At 56.5% G+C, this 15,642-nt stretch carries 15 protein-coding genes and 2 pseudogenes; 7 read left to right on the top strand and 10 right to left on the bottom strand.

Going from position 1 to position 15,642, the window contains the following annotated elements; all coding sequences use genetic code 11:
* Positions 1-37: 37 nt before the first annotated feature.
* From dctP to ACR0LF_RS20280, 4 genes are all read left to right on the top strand, one after another.
* Positions 38-1,045 carry a TRAP transporter substrate-binding protein DctP gene (gene dctP / locus ACR0LF_RS20295; RefSeq protein ID WP_480581854.1) on the top strand — a complete coding sequence of 336 codons (1,008 nt, stop codon included), beginning with the start codon at positions 38-40 and terminating at the stop codon, positions 1,043-1,045.
* A 90-nt stretch (positions 1,046-1,135) separates the two neighbouring features.
* Positions 1,136-1,642, top strand: a complete 507-nt coding sequence (locus tag ACR0LF_RS20290) for a TRAP transporter small permease (protein WP_480581851.1) — start codon at positions 1,136-1,138, stop codon at positions 1,640-1,642.
* Entirely contained in the window at positions 1,635-2,921 is a 1,287-nt protein-coding gene (locus tag ACR0LF_RS20285; RefSeq protein WP_480581848.1) for a TRAP transporter large permease, read from the top strand. Before ACR0LF_RS20290 ends, ACR0LF_RS20285 begins: the two co-directional genes overlap by 8 nt.
* Before the next feature lie 8 nt (positions 2,922-2,929).
* A complete protein-coding gene (locus ACR0LF_RS20280) occupies positions 2,930-4,126 on the top strand; it encodes an AGE family epimerase/isomerase (protein WP_480581845.1) in 1,197 nt (398 codons plus the stop codon).
* Between the two features lie 105 nt (positions 4,127-4,231).
* Here ACR0LF_RS20280 and ACR0LF_RS20275 read toward each other — a convergent pair.
* Positions 4,232-4,414 (bottom strand): annotated as a pseudogene (locus tag ACR0LF_RS20275) (DDE-type integrase/transposase/recombinase); the annotation flags it as partial.
* A gap of 288 nt (positions 4,415-4,702) precedes the next feature.
* Between ACR0LF_RS20275 and ACR0LF_RS20270 the strand changes: the two are divergent.
* Complete coding sequence (locus ACR0LF_RS20270; RefSeq protein WP_480581843.1) at positions 4,703-4,891, top strand: hypothetical protein; 189 nt, start codon at positions 4,703-4,705, stop codon at positions 4,889-4,891.
* A 9-nt stretch (positions 4,892-4,900) separates the two neighbouring features.
* Here ACR0LF_RS20270 and ACR0LF_RS20265 read toward each other — a convergent pair whose 3' ends face one another.
* The 8 genes from ACR0LF_RS20265 to ACR0LF_RS20230 all read right to left on the bottom strand — a co-directional run bounded on the left by ACR0LF_RS20265 (position 4,901) and on the right by ACR0LF_RS20230 (position 13,744).
* Positions 4,901-6,433, bottom strand: a complete 1,533-nt coding sequence (locus ACR0LF_RS20265; protein WP_480581841.1) for an aldehyde dehydrogenase (NADP(+)) — start codon at positions 6,431-6,433, stop codon at positions 4,901-4,903.
* A 16-nt stretch (positions 6,434-6,449) separates the two neighbouring features.
* On the bottom strand, positions 6,450-7,652 hold the full coding sequence (locus ACR0LF_RS20260; protein WP_480581838.1) for a mandelate racemase/muconate lactonizing enzyme family protein: 1,203 nt from the start codon (positions 7,650-7,652) through the stop codon (positions 6,450-6,452).
* Positions 7,652-8,560, bottom strand: coding sequence for a D-2-hydroxyacid dehydrogenase (locus tag ACR0LF_RS20255; protein WP_480581835.1), 909 nt, complete (start codon positions 8,558-8,560; stop codon positions 7,652-7,654). The genes ACR0LF_RS20260 and ACR0LF_RS20255 overlap by 1 nt, the downstream gene beginning before the upstream one ends.
* Entirely contained in the window at positions 8,557-10,047 is a 1,491-nt protein-coding gene (locus tag ACR0LF_RS20250) for an aldehyde dehydrogenase (RefSeq protein WP_480581901.1), read from the bottom strand. Before ACR0LF_RS20250 ends, ACR0LF_RS20255 begins: the two co-directional genes overlap by 4 nt.
* A gap of 37 nt (positions 10,048-10,084) precedes the next feature.
* Entirely contained in the window at positions 10,085-10,834 is a 750-nt protein-coding gene (locus ACR0LF_RS20245) for an ABC transporter permease (protein WP_480581833.1), read from the bottom strand.
* Between the two features lie 37 nt (positions 10,835-10,871).
* Positions 10,872-11,639, bottom strand: a complete 768-nt coding sequence (locus tag ACR0LF_RS20240; protein ID WP_480581831.1) for an ABC transporter ATP-binding protein — start codon at positions 11,637-11,639, stop codon at positions 10,872-10,874.
* Between the two features lie 86 nt (positions 11,640-11,725).
* The gene (locus tag ACR0LF_RS20235; protein WP_480581829.1) at positions 11,726-12,727 is read right to left on the bottom strand and encodes an ABC transporter substrate-binding protein; all 1,002 of its coding nucleotides are present in this window, start codon (positions 12,725-12,727) and stop codon (positions 11,726-11,728) included.
* Positions 12,728-12,781: 54 nt separating this feature from the next.
* Positions 12,782-13,744 carry a dihydrodipicolinate synthase family protein gene (locus ACR0LF_RS20230; protein WP_480581827.1) on the bottom strand — a complete coding sequence of 321 codons (963 nt, stop codon included), beginning with the start codon at positions 13,742-13,744 and terminating at the stop codon, positions 12,782-12,784.
* A 219-nt stretch (positions 13,745-13,963) separates the two neighbouring features.
* Between ACR0LF_RS20230 and ACR0LF_RS20225 the strand changes: the two genes are divergently transcribed.
* Positions 13,964-14,983, top strand: coding sequence for a GlxA family transcriptional regulator (locus ACR0LF_RS20225; RefSeq protein WP_480581825.1), 1,020 nt, complete (start codon positions 13,964-13,966; stop codon positions 14,981-14,983).
* Between the two features lie 99 nt (positions 14,984-15,082).
* Here ACR0LF_RS20225 and ACR0LF_RS20220 read toward each other — a convergent pair.
* Positions 15,083-15,235: pseudogene (locus ACR0LF_RS20220) on the bottom strand (IS6 family transposase); the annotation flags it as partial.
* A gap of 102 nt (positions 15,236-15,337) precedes the next feature.
* Between ACR0LF_RS20220 and ACR0LF_RS20215 the strand changes: the two are divergent.
* Entirely contained in the window at positions 15,338-15,574 is a 237-nt protein-coding gene (locus ACR0LF_RS20215; protein ID WP_480581822.1) for an SDR family oxidoreductase, read from the top strand.
* Positions 15,575-15,642 lie beyond the last annotated feature (68 nt).

Below are 15,642 nucleotides of genomic sequence, written 5' to 3'. Positions count from 1 at the left end.
GACTCGAAACTGACTGTTTGATCCCAGGGAGGAACGAATGAATTCCACATCCAAAATTCTGGCAGGTGCTGCTGTGGCATTGGGCCTGACGGCAACCTGTGTTTCGGCCGAGGCGCTGAAATTCTCGACCGTCGGCAAAGGCACCGACCCCGACGCCGTCGCCATGCGCGTCTGGGAAGAATATATCGAAGCGAACTCAGACCTCGAGGTCGACGTGTTCGACGCGGCATCGCTGGTCGAGCAGGGCAAGCAGGGTCAGGCGCTGGCGCGCGGCACCATCGACGCCGCCTATATGTCGCCGGGCTGGTTCGAGGATCAGGCCCCGCAATGGGCAATCTTCGCAACGCCGTATCTGCTGTCCGGCCCGGATCACATCTGCGCCTTCAGAAACAGCGATGTGTGGGATCGCATGGTCTCAGAACTGGATGAAGCAATGGGCCTGCGGGTTCTGGATGCCGCCTATCAGGGCACCCGGACCCTGAACCTGCGTGAAAAGAAAGACGTGAAGACCCCCGCCGATCTGGCCGGTATGTCGCTGCGCGTGGTTCCCTCGCCGTCGAACATCCTGATGGGCGAAGGCCTTGGCGCCAACCCGACGCCGGTGCCGTTCTCGGAGCTGTATCTGGCGCTGCAAACCGGAACCGTTGACGCGCAGGAAAACCCGCTGACGCTGATCTATTCGCAGAAGTTCTATGAAGTGACCGAGCAGATCGTGAACACCAAGCACAAGGTGCTCATGCAGTTCCCGGCATTTTCCTCGAAAAACTGGGAAAAGCTGACCCCAGAACAGCAGGCGGTTGTGTCCGAAGGTGCGGCTGTTGCCATGGCGGCCTACACCAAGAACGTGATGGAGCAGGAAGCATCGCTGCAGGAAACCATCGAAGCTGAAGGCGTGGTCTTCACCGAGCCTGACCGCGCGTCCTTCCGCGATGCCGTGCAGCAGAAATTCCTGGGCAGCGAACTGGCCGAGAAATGGGAAGATGGCATGTTCGAGACCATCGCGAACATGGAAATCCCGGCCGAGTGCCAGGCACTGTCTAACTAATCGGGTTACTCCCCGCGGTCGGGAACGTGAATTTGCGTCCCGGCCGCACTAAACTGCCTGCTACGCTTTGGTGATGGATGAGACGATAACATGGCAAGTGTGGCCCCAATCCTGAAAACCCTGAAACGCGTGTGCGAATGGCTGTCCGCCATGATGTTCGCCGCACTTTTTCTGACTTTTGTAGCGCAGGTTTTCTGGCGCTACGTCCTGAGTGATCCGCTGGTCTGGACGCTTGAGGTCGCGGGCATTCTTTTCGTCACGCTAAGCCTGTTTACCGCCGCCACCCAGATGCGGATGCGCGAACATGTCGGGCTGGATCTTGTGATGGATCTGCTGCCCAAACGGCTTTCGCAATGGTTGTATGCCATTTCGCTGACGCTGTTTGCCGTCGTCATGCTTTTGTCCATTCCGGATACCGTGCGCGTTCTTGAATGGATGTTCCGCGAACGGACTTTCGCGATCAAATTCAACCTTGGATATCTCTTCGTGCTGATGATCTTTTTCGTTGTGGCCTATGCGGCAATTGCCCTGTTCGAAGCCATTTCGTTGATCCGCAACGATCCGAACGACCCGAACGAAAGGGCACCTGATGTCTGATCCGCTTATGTGGGCGTCGATTTATTTCGGCGTGCAGATCCTGCTTGGCCTGCCGATCGGGTTCGTGATGATCTCGACCGTCGTGGTCTGGGCGCTGGTCGGGGGCACCGATGTCAGCATCATGGCCGAGCGGGTGATCTTTGCCTCGGTCGAAAACATCATCGTCATTGCCATCCCGCTATTCATCTTCACAGCAAAGGTGATGGATCACGGCGGCATCAGTGACCGATTACTGAAATTCTGCCTTGCGCTGGTCGGGCACAGGCCCGGCGGGCTGGCGCAGGTCAATATCGTGTCATCGATCATCTTCTCGGGTATGAGCGGTGATGCCACCTCGGACGCGTCGGGAATTGGTCAGGTGCTGATCAAGATGATGCGGGACAAGAACCGCTATCCCGCGCCTTATGCGGCAGCGGTGACCATTGCGTCTTCGTCCATCGGGCCGATCATCCCTCCGTCAATCCCGATGCTGGTCTACGCCTTTTTCTCGGGCGCATCGGTCGGGGCGCTGTTCCTTGCGGGGATCGTTCCCGGGCTGATCATGGGGATTGCGATGATGGTGCTGGTCGCATGGCAGGCGCGCCGTCGTGGATTTCCGACCGAACCCCGGATGCAGGGCGCGGTGCTGATGGTCGCGATGGTGCAGGCGATCGGGCCGCTGCTGATGCCGATCATTTTGCTGGGCGGCATCTATTCCGGCGTGTTTACCCCGACCGAGGCGGCGGCAGCAGCGGGTTCTTATGCGGTCCTGCTGTCGGTATTCCTGTATCGCATGTCGTCTTGGTCGGCGCTGTATGAAGCTTTGGTCGAAAGCGCTAAGCAATCTGGGATGGTGTTCCTGCTGATCGGCGGCGGCTTTGCCCTGAACTACATCTTCACTGTCGAAAAGGTTACCGAGGCGATTACCACCTTCATCCTGTCGCTGGAAATCACCAAGATGCAATTGCTGTTTGTGGTCCACGGAGCCTTTATTCTGATGGGGATGTTCCTGACCAAGGCGCCGATGATGTATGTGGTGATCCCGGCGCTGTTGCCCGGCCTTGCCGCCGCGGGCGTGGATATGGTTCATTTCGGCGTGATCATCGTTCTCAACATGATGGTGTCGATGATCACCCCGCCGATGGGCCTGATGGTGTTCATCGTCGGCGGTCTGGCCAAGATCCCGGTCGGCCCGATATTCCGCGAAAGCGTGCCCTTTGTGCTGACGCTTTATGGTGTGATGTTCCTGATCACGATCTTCCCGGCGCTGGTGCTTTGGCTGCCCAGCATCGCGCAGTAGGACTTATTATGACACAAACCCAAACATATCCCGATTTCACCTCGCCCGAATTCCTCAACGACCACATCTCGAGAACCCTCGCGTTTTACGAGGATGTGGTGGTCGATCCCGAAGGCGGCTTCTTTCACTGCTTCCGCGACGATGGCAGCATCTATGACCGCCAGACTCGGCATCTTGTCAGTTCCTGCCGCTTTGTCTTTGATTACGCGCTTGCCTACAGCAAACGCGGCGAAGAGCGTCACCTGCGCAAAGCCGAACACGGGCTGGCTTCCCTGCGGGACCGGCATTTGCGGCCCGATGGGTCCTACATCTGGATTCTTGACGGGGACAGCGTGGCCGATGGCCGGGTCATGGCCTATGGCCACGCCTTTGTCCTGATCGCCTCGGCCTTTGCCCTGAACGCAGGGATCGAAGCCGCGCGTCCTGTCATCAACGACATCTGGGACTTCATGGAGCGGCATTTCTGGCAGGAAGACCACGGCGCCTATGCCGACGAATATGACGCGGGCATGACGACGCTCGGCCCCTATCGCGGTCAGAATGCCAATATGCACAGCTGCGAAGGCTGCATCGCAGCCTATAAGGCCACGGGCGAGGCGCGGTATCTGGAACGGGCCGAGAAACTGGCGCGGAAATTCACGGTCGAATTGCCCGCACTGACGGATGGTCTGATCTGGGAACACTACCATGCCGACTGGGCGCCCGATTTCGACTATCACCGCGACAAGCCTAACGATCTGTTCAAGCCATGGGGGATACAGCCCGGTCACCTTGTGGAATGGGCCCGGCTGCTGCTGACGCTGGACGAATTGCGCCCGCAGCCCTGGTATCTGGATCGCGCTGTTGAACTGTTCGACGCCGCGATAAAGCACGGGCGCGATACCGAATATGGCGGGCTGGTCTATGGCTTCGCCCCGGACGGCACCGTCTGCGCACGGGAGAAATACTATTGGGTGCACAGCGAATCCGCTGCTACCGCATGGCGGCTGTACCAGCGCACCAACGAAGACGCCTATCTGCAGACCTATCTGGAGCTCTGGCGTTATTCCTGGGATCACCTGATCGACCATGAATACGGCGCGTGGTTCCGCGTTCTGACGCCAAAGGGCGAGAAAATCGACGATCTGAAATCGCCTCCGGGCAAGACGGATTACCATACACTCGGGGTGTGCTGGGATATCCTGTCTGTGTCGCCGGTTAGCTGATCGGAGCATTCTGAATACATCGGTATCGTGACGTTTTCACCTATGGCATGGAATATGTGCAGCGCAATCTGACGCTGGGTTATGCGAACTCACCAATACAGCAGGTTAGGCTGCCAATTCGGCGAACTGGCGAAATGGACAGAGTTCTAATCTGAGTTGACCCTTTCGGATCATGTTAGCGACTTCGATGCCTTCCAACGTCGAAGTTTCAGAGGTGAACGATTTGAAACCGAGCATCGGGCGTATTCGTCTTGTAATGAATTGGTGATCTTGTTCCACGATATTGTTATCCGGTATGAATGAACGCGACGCTCCAATCGGAGGTCCCGAAGACCTCAATGTGGTTTACTATTGATCCACCGGGATTGGGGCGTTGGGAGCACAAATGGTAGGCAGGCCGAAGTATTTGATGAGCTGTGAGCTCGAGTTGTTATCTGGCCGCCCCTTCGACTTATCCGCCGCAAACGATGCTTGAACCGGTGGCGCACTTCGGTAGCGGCTGCTGCGCGCGCGGATCCGTAGTTGTCGTGTAGCCCATTGGCTCCCTTGGTTGCTGACCATGGAAAGGAGCCGGTCATGAAAATCATTGCCCTGGATGCGCTTCGCACTGTTGCGCAGTTGGTGATCCTGGAGAATGGCAAGAGCCGGGATGCCGGTCGCCTCGAGCTTGAGCGAGAACACATCCTGGAGTTTGCAAAGCAGCTAAATTGGAGGCCGGAGCGGTTCCTGCACCCACCCCGCATGCGCAAAGATGGCACCCATTAACTCCCGCAGTTAACAGGCTTCACTCTCGCGGTACTGTAACCGTAGGTCGGGCAGCAGAAGCTCTTCCGGAATGTTCTGGTAACACACCGGTCGAAGGAACCGTCGTATTGAAAGAGTTCCCACCGAGGTTGCCCCGAAGTTGGTGCTGGCCGGGTAGGGGCCTCCGTGGACCATGCTGTCACAAACTTCCACGCCGGTGGGGAAGCCATTGGCCAGAACCCGCCCGGCTTTGCGCTCCAGAATCGGAAGCAGGTCTTGGGCAAGCTGCGCGTCACCCGCGTCAATATGCAAGGTGCAGGTTAATTGACCGCGCAACGACTGCGCAATTGCAAGTATCTCTTCCCGCGAGCGCGCCTTGACGATCATTCCGACCGGACCAAAAACTTCATCAGCCAATTCCTTATTCGCCAGCCATTCGGCGGCCGTTGTTGCAAATAGGCTGGGCGTGGCCTGCCGAGGCTCACAGCCCGAAGTTATAATTGATTGCACGCCCGGTTCGTCGGCAAGTCGGTCGCGCGCCCTTTGGAACGCCTCTGATATCCCCCGGGTCAGCATGGTTTGGCCCCCCACCTGAGCCAATGCGGTCGAAACGTCTTGTGTGAAGGCCCCGGCTTCTGGCCCCGCCAGCAACACCGCGACCCCGGGATTGGTGCAGAACTGCCCCGCCCCCATGGTCAGAGATGCGACCCAGCCCTCGGCAATCTGAGCGCCACGAGTTGACAAGGCTTCTGGAAGGACGAACATCGGGTTGACCGAGCCCAGTTCGCCAAAAAACGGGATCGGGTCTGGTCGTGATGCACAAAGATCGAACAGCGTGCGCCCTCCAGCCAGCGAACCCGTGAACCCAACAGCCTTGATGCAGGGATGTTGAACAAGTTCAGTTCCGACCGCGCGGTTGCCGCCCTGGATCTGGTTGAATACGCCGGGGTGCAGGTCCAGCGCCTTTATGGCGGCGTCGATGGCCTGTGCCACTAGATCACTGACGCCGGGATGCGCCGAGTGGGCCTTGACCACCACGGGGCAACCCGCAGCAAGCGCGGCGGCGGTATCGCCGCCCGCCGTCGAAAAGGCCAACGGAAAATTCGACGCGCCAAAAACGGCAACAGGTCCGATAGGGCGTTGCATCATGCACAAATCGGGCCGAGGCAGGGGGGCACGGTCACGTAATGCCTCATCATGACGTCGATCCAGGTAATCTCCGGCCTCAATATGGTCGGCAAACATTTTAAGCTGCCCTGTTGTACGGGCACGCTCACCAACAAGACGGGCTTCCGGAAGACCCGTTTCCTTGACACCCATATTTGTAATTTCATGACCGCGCGCGTCGATCTCATCGGCAATTCGTCGCAGAAATCTGGCCCGCGTGTGGCGACTTGAGTAGCCAAAGGACCAAAATGCGTCTTCGGCCTCTATGCAAGCACGATCAACAAGGTCCGGAGTACCGACAGCAAAGCTGTCAGCCTTACCATTGACTGGTTCGTTGGTGAATTGCGCTTCACCCCCGATCCATTCACCTGCAATCAGATGCGTCGTCTTCAGCATTCGACCTCTCCTGTTTTCAGTCCCGTGCCCAATAGCTGTCAGGGGGCGGGCCGAAATCAATCAGGGCGCAGGAATAGACGGCGGTTTCATCAAATGGGTACTGCGCCTCGATTTCCGGTGTAAGGGTCAATCCCAAACCCGGCGCGGTGGGCCGCATGAGATTACCATCAACGATCTGTCCCTGATCGCCCATCATCTCTCGCCCAAGCGGGAAAGCGAGCATGGGAAACTCGACCAGTTTGCCACCTGCGGCAAAGGCAGCGTGGTAGCTTGCCATGATCGCGGCAGCACCGCCCCAGGCGTGGACGACGACCGGGGTTTTCTTGGCCTTGGCCGCCTCAAAAACATCCATGACGGCAGAGATCCCCCCCATGACCGAGGCGTCAGGCTGAACGAAATCGTAAACATCGTCATTGATGCGATCGATCATTTCTTTTGGTGTCGTGATGATCTCACCGCCGCATACATCGACATCAATACGCGACCGCAGCTCCTTGAATCCTTCCGGCGCGTCCGGACCAATTGCTTCTTCGACAAAGATCATGCGCCGTTCGGTGATGGCGTGAACGCTCTCGACAAATGTCACCACATCGTTGACCTCCTGCGGCGGGTCGGCGAGGTTCTGGCACATGTCCACGCCCACTTCGATCCCGCGCCTGCCGGCTTCTTCCAACACCCAGGCGGTCCGCAGAATATCACTTTTGATCGAGCGCATCTTGTAGGTTTTAATCCCGAGGCTTTCGAGAAGATCCAGCTCACGCTCGAACTGCTCTTTTGCATCGCAACACCCACCTGACCCGTAGATTGGAATTTCTGTCAGGTCGGTGCCCCCCAGAAGATCGTAGACCGGTATGCCGAGAGACTTGCCTTTTGCATCCTGAAGCGCGATTTCCAAGGCCGCGATCACGTGGCGCGCCGCGCCCTGAAGCGACCAGTAGTCGCAGAGCGACCGCAGATCGCGGACGCGACCGGCAATGTCAAAGCCATCCTTGCCCATCACCTGCGGTATGCACAGATCGACAATCGATTTGAACACGAACGGAGCAAAGACCGCCAGGTAGCCTTCACCCAATCCGGTCACGCCGTTATCCAGCGTCACCTCGACCATGCCGATTGTTCGCTTGGGACCATTGGGAAAGCATTCCTTGATTTCCGGGTCATCCGCGTCGGCATAAGGCGAGCTTAGAAGCACGCAACGGATGTTTTTAATCTTGGGCATCAGTAACCTCGTCTCATATCAACGACCCCGGTCAACGCATCTCCCCGCCGGTAGCGGGCGAGATTGGCCAGAAAATGATCAATCTTGCGATCAACCTCGTCCCGGGTGCCACCACCCGTGTGTTGGGTCAAAATGGTGTTAGGGCAGGTCCAGAGCGGATCTTCCGGGTCGAGGGGTTCGTGCTCTGTCACATCAAGCAAGACCCCGGCCAGGCTTCCGGACCTTAGTGCCTTGATCAGAGCAGGCTCGACGACCAGAGACCCGCGGCCCAAATTGACGAAGAACGCGGAGGAGGGGAGAAGACTGATCCGCCGTTCATCCAACATACCGCGGGTCTCTGGTGTGTCGGGAACAGCTGCCACTAAGATCTGGGTGGCAGGAAGCTCCCTGTCCAGTTGATCGGGGGTCAGATCGGTCCCCAGTTGTGTTATGGAACATTCGAAGGGCGCCAATAGTTCGCCAAGACGGCGATTGATTGCGCCACGACCCAGCATCGTGACGCGTGCACCGCTCAGCAATCGTAGCCTGGCACGCAAGGGATCACCAATCCATTCCCGACGATCCCGAAGCGTGACCAATTGGTTGACACCGCGCATCAACGCCAGAATGCCCGCCAGCGCGGTTTCAGCCACGGGCTCGGCAAAGAAACCGGAGAGATTGGTCAGCGTGACCTTGTCGCCGACCGAGGAGCCCCAATCCAGATCGAGGTATTCGCCAAATCCAACGGATTCAAGCTGAACCCACCGCAGGTTCTCCGCGCTTGAGATCTGGGCGGGATCCGGATTGCCAAACACGATTTCTGCGGTGCCGATTGCGTCACCGTAACTCAGACGGGCACCGTCGAGAGCAGCTTCCAGCCGTGTCTGCTGCACTTGGGTCAACTCAAGCTGTACTGAAATCTTGGTCAACCGCAGGCCCCTCTCGAAATCCAGATTGTCTTGGTTTGCAGATACTGATCCATCGCCTCGATGCCATTGTCGCGCGACAGTGATCCCGACTGGCGGTAGCCGCCAAAGGGTGTCTTGATGTCACCTTCGGAGAACCCGTTGACCGATACCGTGCCGCAGGGCAGCCGCTGCGCCATGTGCAACGCGCGGTCAATATCTCGGGTGAACACGGTTGCGTGGAGGCCATAGATTGAATCTGAGGCAATTTCCAAAGCCTCTTTCATGCCATTGACGGGCAGAACGCCAAGCACCGGGCCGAAGATTTCCTCGCGTGCGATGACCATCTCTGGTGTGACGCCACCAAACACCGTCGGCTCGACGAAAAAGCCAGGGCCATCCAGTGCAGATCCGGTCAAAAGCCGGGCGCCGTCTGCGCGACCCTTGTCTATATACCCGGTCACGCGGGCCATGTGTTCCTGTGTCACCATCGCGCCAATATCCGTTTCCGGATCAAGCGGGTTGCCGACCTTGTAAGACTTTGCCCGTGCCACAACACGGTCCAGAAACTCATCCGCTATCCGCGCGTCCACAAGTTGACGCATATTGGCCGAGCAGTTCTGCCCACCGTTCCAGAATGCGGATGTCGCCGCGTGCTCAATCAGGTCATCGTTCAGATCAGCGTCGTCGAGAACAATGAACGGGCTCTTGCCACCCATTTCAAGGCCGACAACCTTGAGATTGCTTTCGCCTGCATATCGGAGGAAATAGCCTCCGACCTCGGTGGAGCCGGTGAATGAAACGATATCTATGTCGGTGTGACGCCCGATGGCCTGACCGGTTGTTTCACCCAATCCGGGCAGCACGTTCAGGACACCGTCCGGCACGCCGGCCTGCTGTGCCAGTTCGGCAAGCCGAAGCGCCGTGAGTGGCGTTTGTTCTGCCGGTTTGACGATGCAGGAGCATCCTGCGGCCAATGCGGGTGCGAGTTTCCAGGCGGCCATGAGAAGGGGAAAGTTCCAGGGCAGCACAAGCCCGACCACCCCTGCCGGTTCCTTGACGACAAGCGCCAGTGCGTCCTCTCCGGTCGGCGCAACTTTACCAAAGGACTTGTCCGTCAACTCACCGTACCATTGGAAGAAACTGGCAACTTCCGAGCCGATTTCGTGCAGGCAGTCGGTGATCGTTTTGCCGCTGTCGAGGCTCTCCAAAACGGCCAGGTCTTCGGCGTTTTCCCGAACCAGTTCCGCGAGGCGCAACAGGACCTCTTTACGATCCTCTGGTGCAGCGCGCGACCAAGACCCTTCGTTGAACGCGCGACGCGCAGCTTTGACGGCTCGGTCCACATCGTCTGCCGTACAGTGCGCGACACGCTCAATCTCTTCTCCCGTGGCTGGGTTGAGTGTCGGAAAAGTTTCCTTGTCTGATGCAGCGCAGAATGTGCCGTCGATGAAGGCTTTGTGTGGCAGGTTCAGCTTTGCAGCACGTGCTGTGATGTGTTCCAACGTCATCGTCATGATGAAGCCCTTTCTCAATAGCCAACGGGTATCAGTTGCGCCGGACAGAAATGTGCCAGGGGATGAGCAAACGCTCGGCAAGTGTCACAAGACCGAAGAGACATAGACCCAGAAGCGTCAGGAAGAAGATACCGGCAAATGCGAGGTCCGGGCGCATGTTCCCCGTGACGATCTGGATATAAAACCCAAGCCCCTCATCCGAGCCGATGAACTCTGCGATGGCTGCTCCGACAGTGGCGTTGATCGCCGCGTATTTGAAACCCACAAAGCACTGGGGCAGTGCGGCGGGGAGACGGATCTTGAAGAATGTTCGCCGGACACCCGCACCGGTCGAACGCGAGAACAGCGTCAGCTCCTCGCTGAGCGAGTTGAAGGCCAGAATGGCGTTCAAAACGATGGGGAAAAAGCAGACCAGGAAAACGATGATCACTTTCGGCAGCAGACCAAAGCCGAGCCACGAGATAAAAAGCGGCGCAAAGGCGATTTTTGGCACCATCTCGATGCAGACGATAAAGGGATAGATCGTGCGTTTCAGGATCGACGAAAACGCAATGGCAAGGCCAAGCGGCAGCGCAAGTACGATGGCGATCCCGTATCCCAGAACAACTTCGAGTCCGGTGACATAGGTATAGTACAGCAAACGGTCGAGATCGGCGGCGCCCTTTTCGATGATCACCGATGGAGGCGTCAGGATGTAACGGGGGATGTCGAACCAGAGGACTGCATATTCCCAGAACAGAAAGAAGGCGATGAAGAACGTGATGAACATCCAGGAGTTCATCAGGCGAAGCTTCAGTGCCGCGAAATATGGTTGTTTCCTAAATAACGCCATAGCCCCTGAAGATCTCCTGTGTTTCGCGCACATAGGCGGTGAATTCGGGCGAGGTTTTTACATCGAAGTCGCGCGGGTAAGGCAGATCAATCTCGATGATACGTTCGATCTGGCCGGGGCGCGGCGTGATGACAGCCACGCGGCTGGAAAGCTGGATTGCCTCTTCGATCGAGTGCGTGACAAACAGCACCGTGGGTTTCTCCTGCATCCACAGGCTTTGCAGATCTTGCCGGATACTCTCGCGTGTCATCGCGTCGAGCTTTCCCAGAGGTTCGTCCAACAGCATTGTACTGGGTGCGTGGACCATCGCCTGACAGAACGCGGCGCGTTGCTGCATTCCACCGGAGAGTTCATAAGGATGGCGATCCGAGAAATCCTCCATATGGACAGACTTCAGCAGGCTTTCGACCTTGTCTCGGTGTTGTGCGGGGTCCAATCCGCGCATCTCGAGCTGCAGTTCGATATTGCCGCGCACCGTTCGCCAGGGCACCAACGTGTTGTCCTGAAACATAATCCCTATGTCGGTCTGAGGGCCCCTGACGAGCTTGCCTCCGATACTCACGGTTCCTTCGGTGGGTTCCAACAGCCCTGATGTCATGAGCATCAATGTGGACTTGCCGCATCCTGACGGACCAAGAAGAGATATGAATTCGCCTTCTTCAACAGTCATATCAACTGGCCCGAAGGCATGGACGGCGTCGGCTCCCGATCCGAAGACCTTTTTTACGCCTGAGAATTCTATCCGGTGGCTCATGATCCAGTGCTTTCCAAAAAAAGATGGCGGGCGACCATAGGCGATCGCCCGCCTGCGAGTGGTTCATTGTCAGCTTTGACGAGATGTTATTCGACAAACTCATTGGTGTAGAATGAGGCTGGATCGGCGTTGGGATCGAGGTCGTTATATTCCTTCATCAAGTTGACCATGCTCTCCCAGTCCGACGGCACGTTGTAACCGAGCTTTTTGTCTGCATTGGCGCCGGAATAGAGCAGTCCCAGGGTCACATCGAGAACCGAACGCGATTGCGCTTTTCCTTCATCCTCGGCCATCGTGCCACCGACGATATCGGCAATGGCAGCAACAGCACGATCCGGATCGGCTTCGGTTTCCGAATAGGCTTTTACGGTTGCGTCGACGAAGCGGTTAACCAGATCTGGATTGCTTTCGACCAATTCCTTGCGCGTCGAAATGCAATAGCCCACCTGATCAACGCCGTAGTCTGAATAAGGGAACAGGATCGGGTCTCCCCCGCCATTGGCCCGGATTTCAGCCGGTTTGTCATCTAGACCACCCAAGATACCAACTGCATCACCCGATCCTTGCAGATAGGCTGACACCAGCGCTCCGTCGGGTACGTTGGTCACGTTGACGTCTTCCTCACTCAAGCCCGCATTGGCGAGAACGATCGGAAAGAACGTGTTCACACCTGCATTGGCGGTTGTCAGGATTGTTTTACCTTTCAGATCTTCAATGGACTTCACGCCGCTGTCCGGGCGCACGATCACGGCTTCTGCACCCATGGCATCGATGACGGCGACAGAGATGATCTCAGCTCCCTGCGAGGCAAGGCTGATCAGCGCCCCGCATGACCCATAGGCAAAGTCGCTGTCCCCATTGGCAACAAGGCGGTGCGCCGAACTGGAACCGTTGCCCGAGCGGATATCGATATCGATACCGGCCTCATCATAAAACCCGGCATCCTTGCCGAGGGCAAATCCCGCGTGGCTGCCGTAGTACATCCAATTGAGGCGCAGCCGAACATCGTCTTCGGCCATCGCGGCATCCGTTGCAAGCAAAGTTGCAGCAATTGCGATTGCTGTTGCCTTGATTGTATTTGGTGTCATCGTTGTGTCTCCCTTTTTTGGATTAGCCTGTGTGAATTGCCGTTCTCTCGCGGCCTAATTTGAACTTGGATTCAGTCTGGGGACGCCGATGGCCTGCATCATGACGTGTGTCTGTTCCCGGTAGACTGGACGGATATCGCGGGTTGGAGGGCGGCAACGGCTGGAGGGAAGCCCGATCAACTCCATGCAGAGTTTGTCCAGATATCCGTCGCCGCTGGTGAACTCGCGCTCGATCTCGACCCAGAGCTTGTAAAACGGCATACCCTCTTGGACCAGCATCCTGGTGATTTCGGCATAGTTCTGGGCGCGAACCTCGTTGACCAGCTTGATCCCCCATTCCGGCCAGAAATTGCAATGATGCACTTCGAAAGCCTTCGCGCCGAGTGACGGCATCGCGCTCATTCCGAAAAAGAGGTTGTTGTCGATGATCGTGAACCGGTCCGAGAAATGCGAGCAGACATCTTCGAATTCCATCGCGTCACTTCTGGGAGCGGCCCATTTCAGACCCACAATGTTTGGTATCTCGGCAAGCCGTTCGACCATCGAGAAACTGAGGTTCTGACTTGTCCAGAATGTATTGTAGATGATGATCCCCACCTCGGGCGCCGCATCTGCGGCCGCACGGATGTACTCCTCGAAGTCGCGTTCGGTGTGTGCAAAATAAAACGGGCAAGACACCTGAATAAAGTCTGCTCCGGTCCGCGCCGCGGATTTGGCGAGTTTGACAAGTTCAAGGGTGCTGGTCGTTTGTGCCCCCATGGCGATCGGCACGGCACCGGCTGCTTCGTCGATGACGATTTCAGCCACCTGCAGGCGTTCGTCGAGTGTCATGGTCGAGAAGTCCCCTGCCGCACCACCTGCCAGCAAGGTTGCGTATTCTTCATTCAGCCCGGCATCGATCAGGAAACGAACATATTGGCGCAGCGCCTGCTCGTTGACCGCCATTTCCGCATTGTCTTCGAAGGGCGTCGGAATGGTGACATAACAGCCTTCGAGCCTCTTCTTAAGTTGATCCAAACCTTTTCCCCTTTGTTCAGGCACAGCTTCGCCATGGCAGAGAGTCTCGTTCTCCGCGCAGCCTTTTCGGCGCCACAACGTTCCAGAAGTTTTTTGAACTGACTTTTTCGCAGTTCCGTCGAAAACCAGTTTTTAACAGTTTTACAATAAACAATTGACAAAAAATGCCAAGGAATAAACATTTATTGCCAAGAACTGGAGAATTAAAGACCAAAAAAGATGAACACACACACTGAACTGACTCGATTTGCTTTTGTACTCGAACCGGAATTTCCAATCTCTGCGGTGATTCTCGCCAGCGAGGCTTTACGCATCGTCAACCAGAATTCAGGCATCGATCGTTTCGCCTGGCAATTCGTCAGTGAAGAGGGGCAGATGGTCCGCGCCAGCAACGGAATGTGGCTTCAGACCGACTGCAGTTTTGAAGACGCTATACCGGCTGATGTGGTTTTGTTGTTTGAAGGTAACTTGCCCACGCAACACGTTTCACGCGGTCTTTTAGGGTTTCTGCGCAGCGCAGCGCGGTTCGGTAAGACGGTTGGTGGAATTGATACAGGTGCCTTTGCGCTGGCACAGGCAGGGTTGGCCGCAACCGATGGCAATCCTGAAGTGACGCTGCATTGGGAGGCGGTCCCAGCTTTTGCCGAGCGGTTTCCTGCTTCATCACCCCAGAACTGCATCAACCTTTCAGATGGAAATGTGGTGCACTCAGCAGGTGGGATTGCGTCTTTCGATTTAATGCTGGACCTGATTGCGCGGTTTTCTGACGAGGCAATGGCCAACGAAGTCGCTAACGCGATGATACATTCGCGCCGCCCGCCGACGGATAGGCAGCGCACGGATCATCAGCGCGAGTTCAACTCCAGCCATCTTGCCAATGCCATGGTACGCTTGATGGAGCAAAACTTGGACTTTCCCCTTTCGTTGGACGAAATGGCCGACGCACTTGATACGTCAAAGCGTACTCTTGCTCGGACAAGCGAAGAAACATTTCAAGTTTCTCCTATGCGCCTTTATCTCAGAATTAGGCTGCAGGCGGCGCGAAATTATTTGTTCTATGAAGAGCATAGTATCAAGGACATTGCGACAGCCTGTGGGTTTTCTTATCCTGCGGCTTTATCGCGTGCCTTTCGCTCGCAATTCGATGTCACGCCTTCCGAATTCAGAAGAGCTCTGCGAAAACGACAGCGCTTGTCTCAGCATCCGGAAATCCATCGTTTGATCAGGACACACGGCTAGTAAACGGTAATAAAGCCGTTCAATTACTTGGTTCCAACCGGTTCTGTCGCAAACTCTGCTCCCAACTGTCATTCCGACTACAGTTTTGATCGCGCGCGCTCGGCTACGCGCGACGTCGGCGACTGCACTAGCGTATTTTGTCACCCAAAGGTTCAGCGTCGTGTGATCTACCGCGACGCCACGCTCAGACATGATTTCTTCAAGATCCCGGTATGAAACGCCGTAACGGACATAGAAGAAGACTGCGAACATGATCACGGCCTTCGGGTATTGTGCGCCTTTGAAAGAAATAATGAGCTGGCTTTCAACTTGATACGACCGACAGTCATTCACTCGCTAATTTCGAAAGCGTTAATGGTTGAAAGTTTGCAACAGAACCACGCCGTGGCACCTACTTACATTGAGACAAAGCTGATTGCCCATGTCCATGTTGATCCGGAATTAGCGCAACACTGTATTGGGGGTACACCCATGAAACGTATGGGGCGGGCAGACGAGGTAGCCTCAGTGGTCCAGTTTCTTGCTTCAGACGCTTCGAGCCTAATGACTGGATCAATAGTCCTTGTCGACGGCGGCTACACCTGCTGGTAATTCCGGAGGCCATCAAACTGCGGCGATCAAAAAAATATGCCTGATCATTTACGGGCGCGTTGAGAGAA

The organism is Ruegeria sp. E8, from assembly GCF_056533985.1.
Note: the sequence above shows the minus strand (reverse complement) of the source record. Positions and strands in the feature narration are given on the sequence as shown.

Excerpts from the sequence above, each read along its gene's own strand:
- ACR0LF_RS20250 (WP_480581901.1), bottom strand. The coding sequence starts at position 10,047 with ATGACGTTGGAACACATCACAGCACGTGCTGCAAAGCTGAACCTGCCA.
- ACR0LF_RS20265 (WP_480581841.1), bottom strand. The coding sequence starts at position 6,433 with ATGCTGAAGACGACGCATCTGATTGCAGGTGAATGGATCGGGGGTGAA.
- ACR0LF_RS20260 (WP_480581838.1), bottom strand. The coding sequence starts at position 7,652 with ATGCCCAAGATTAAAAACATCCGTTGCGTGCTTCTAAGCTCGCCTTAT.
- ACR0LF_RS20235 (WP_480581829.1), bottom strand. The coding sequence starts at position 12,727 with ATGACACCAAATACAATCAAGGCAACAGCAATCGCAATTGCTGCAACT.
- ACR0LF_RS20280 (WP_480581845.1), top strand. The coding sequence starts at position 2,930 with ATGACACAAACCCAAACATATCCCGATTTCACCTCGCCCGAATTCCTC.
- ACR0LF_RS20270 (WP_480581843.1), top strand. The coding sequence starts at position 4,703 with ATGAAAATCATTGCCCTGGATGCGCTTCGCACTGTTGCGCAGTTGGTG.
- ACR0LF_RS20245 (WP_480581833.1), bottom strand. The coding sequence starts at position 10,834 with ATGAACTCCTGGATGTTCATCACGTTCTTCATCGCCTTCTTTCTGTTC.
- ACR0LF_RS20215 (WP_480581822.1), top strand. The coding sequence starts at position 15,338 with ATGGTTGAAAGTTTGCAACAGAACCACGCCGTGGCACCTACTTACATT.
- ACR0LF_RS20240 (WP_480581831.1), bottom strand. The coding sequence starts at position 11,639 with ATGAGCCACCGGATAGAATTCTCAGGCGTAAAAAAGGTCTTCGGATCG.
- ACR0LF_RS20290 (WP_480581851.1), top strand. The coding sequence starts at position 1,136 with ATGGCAAGTGTGGCCCCAATCCTGAAAACCCTGAAACGCGTGTGCGAA.
- ACR0LF_RS20285 (WP_480581848.1), top strand. The coding sequence starts at position 1,635 with ATGTCTGATCCGCTTATGTGGGCGTCGATTTATTTCGGCGTGCAGATC.
- dctP (WP_480581854.1), top strand. The coding sequence starts at position 38 with ATGAATTCCACATCCAAAATTCTGGCAGGTGCTGCTGTGGCATTGGGC.
- ACR0LF_RS20225 (WP_480581825.1), top strand. The coding sequence starts at position 13,964 with ATGAACACACACACTGAACTGACTCGATTTGCTTTTGTACTCGAACCG.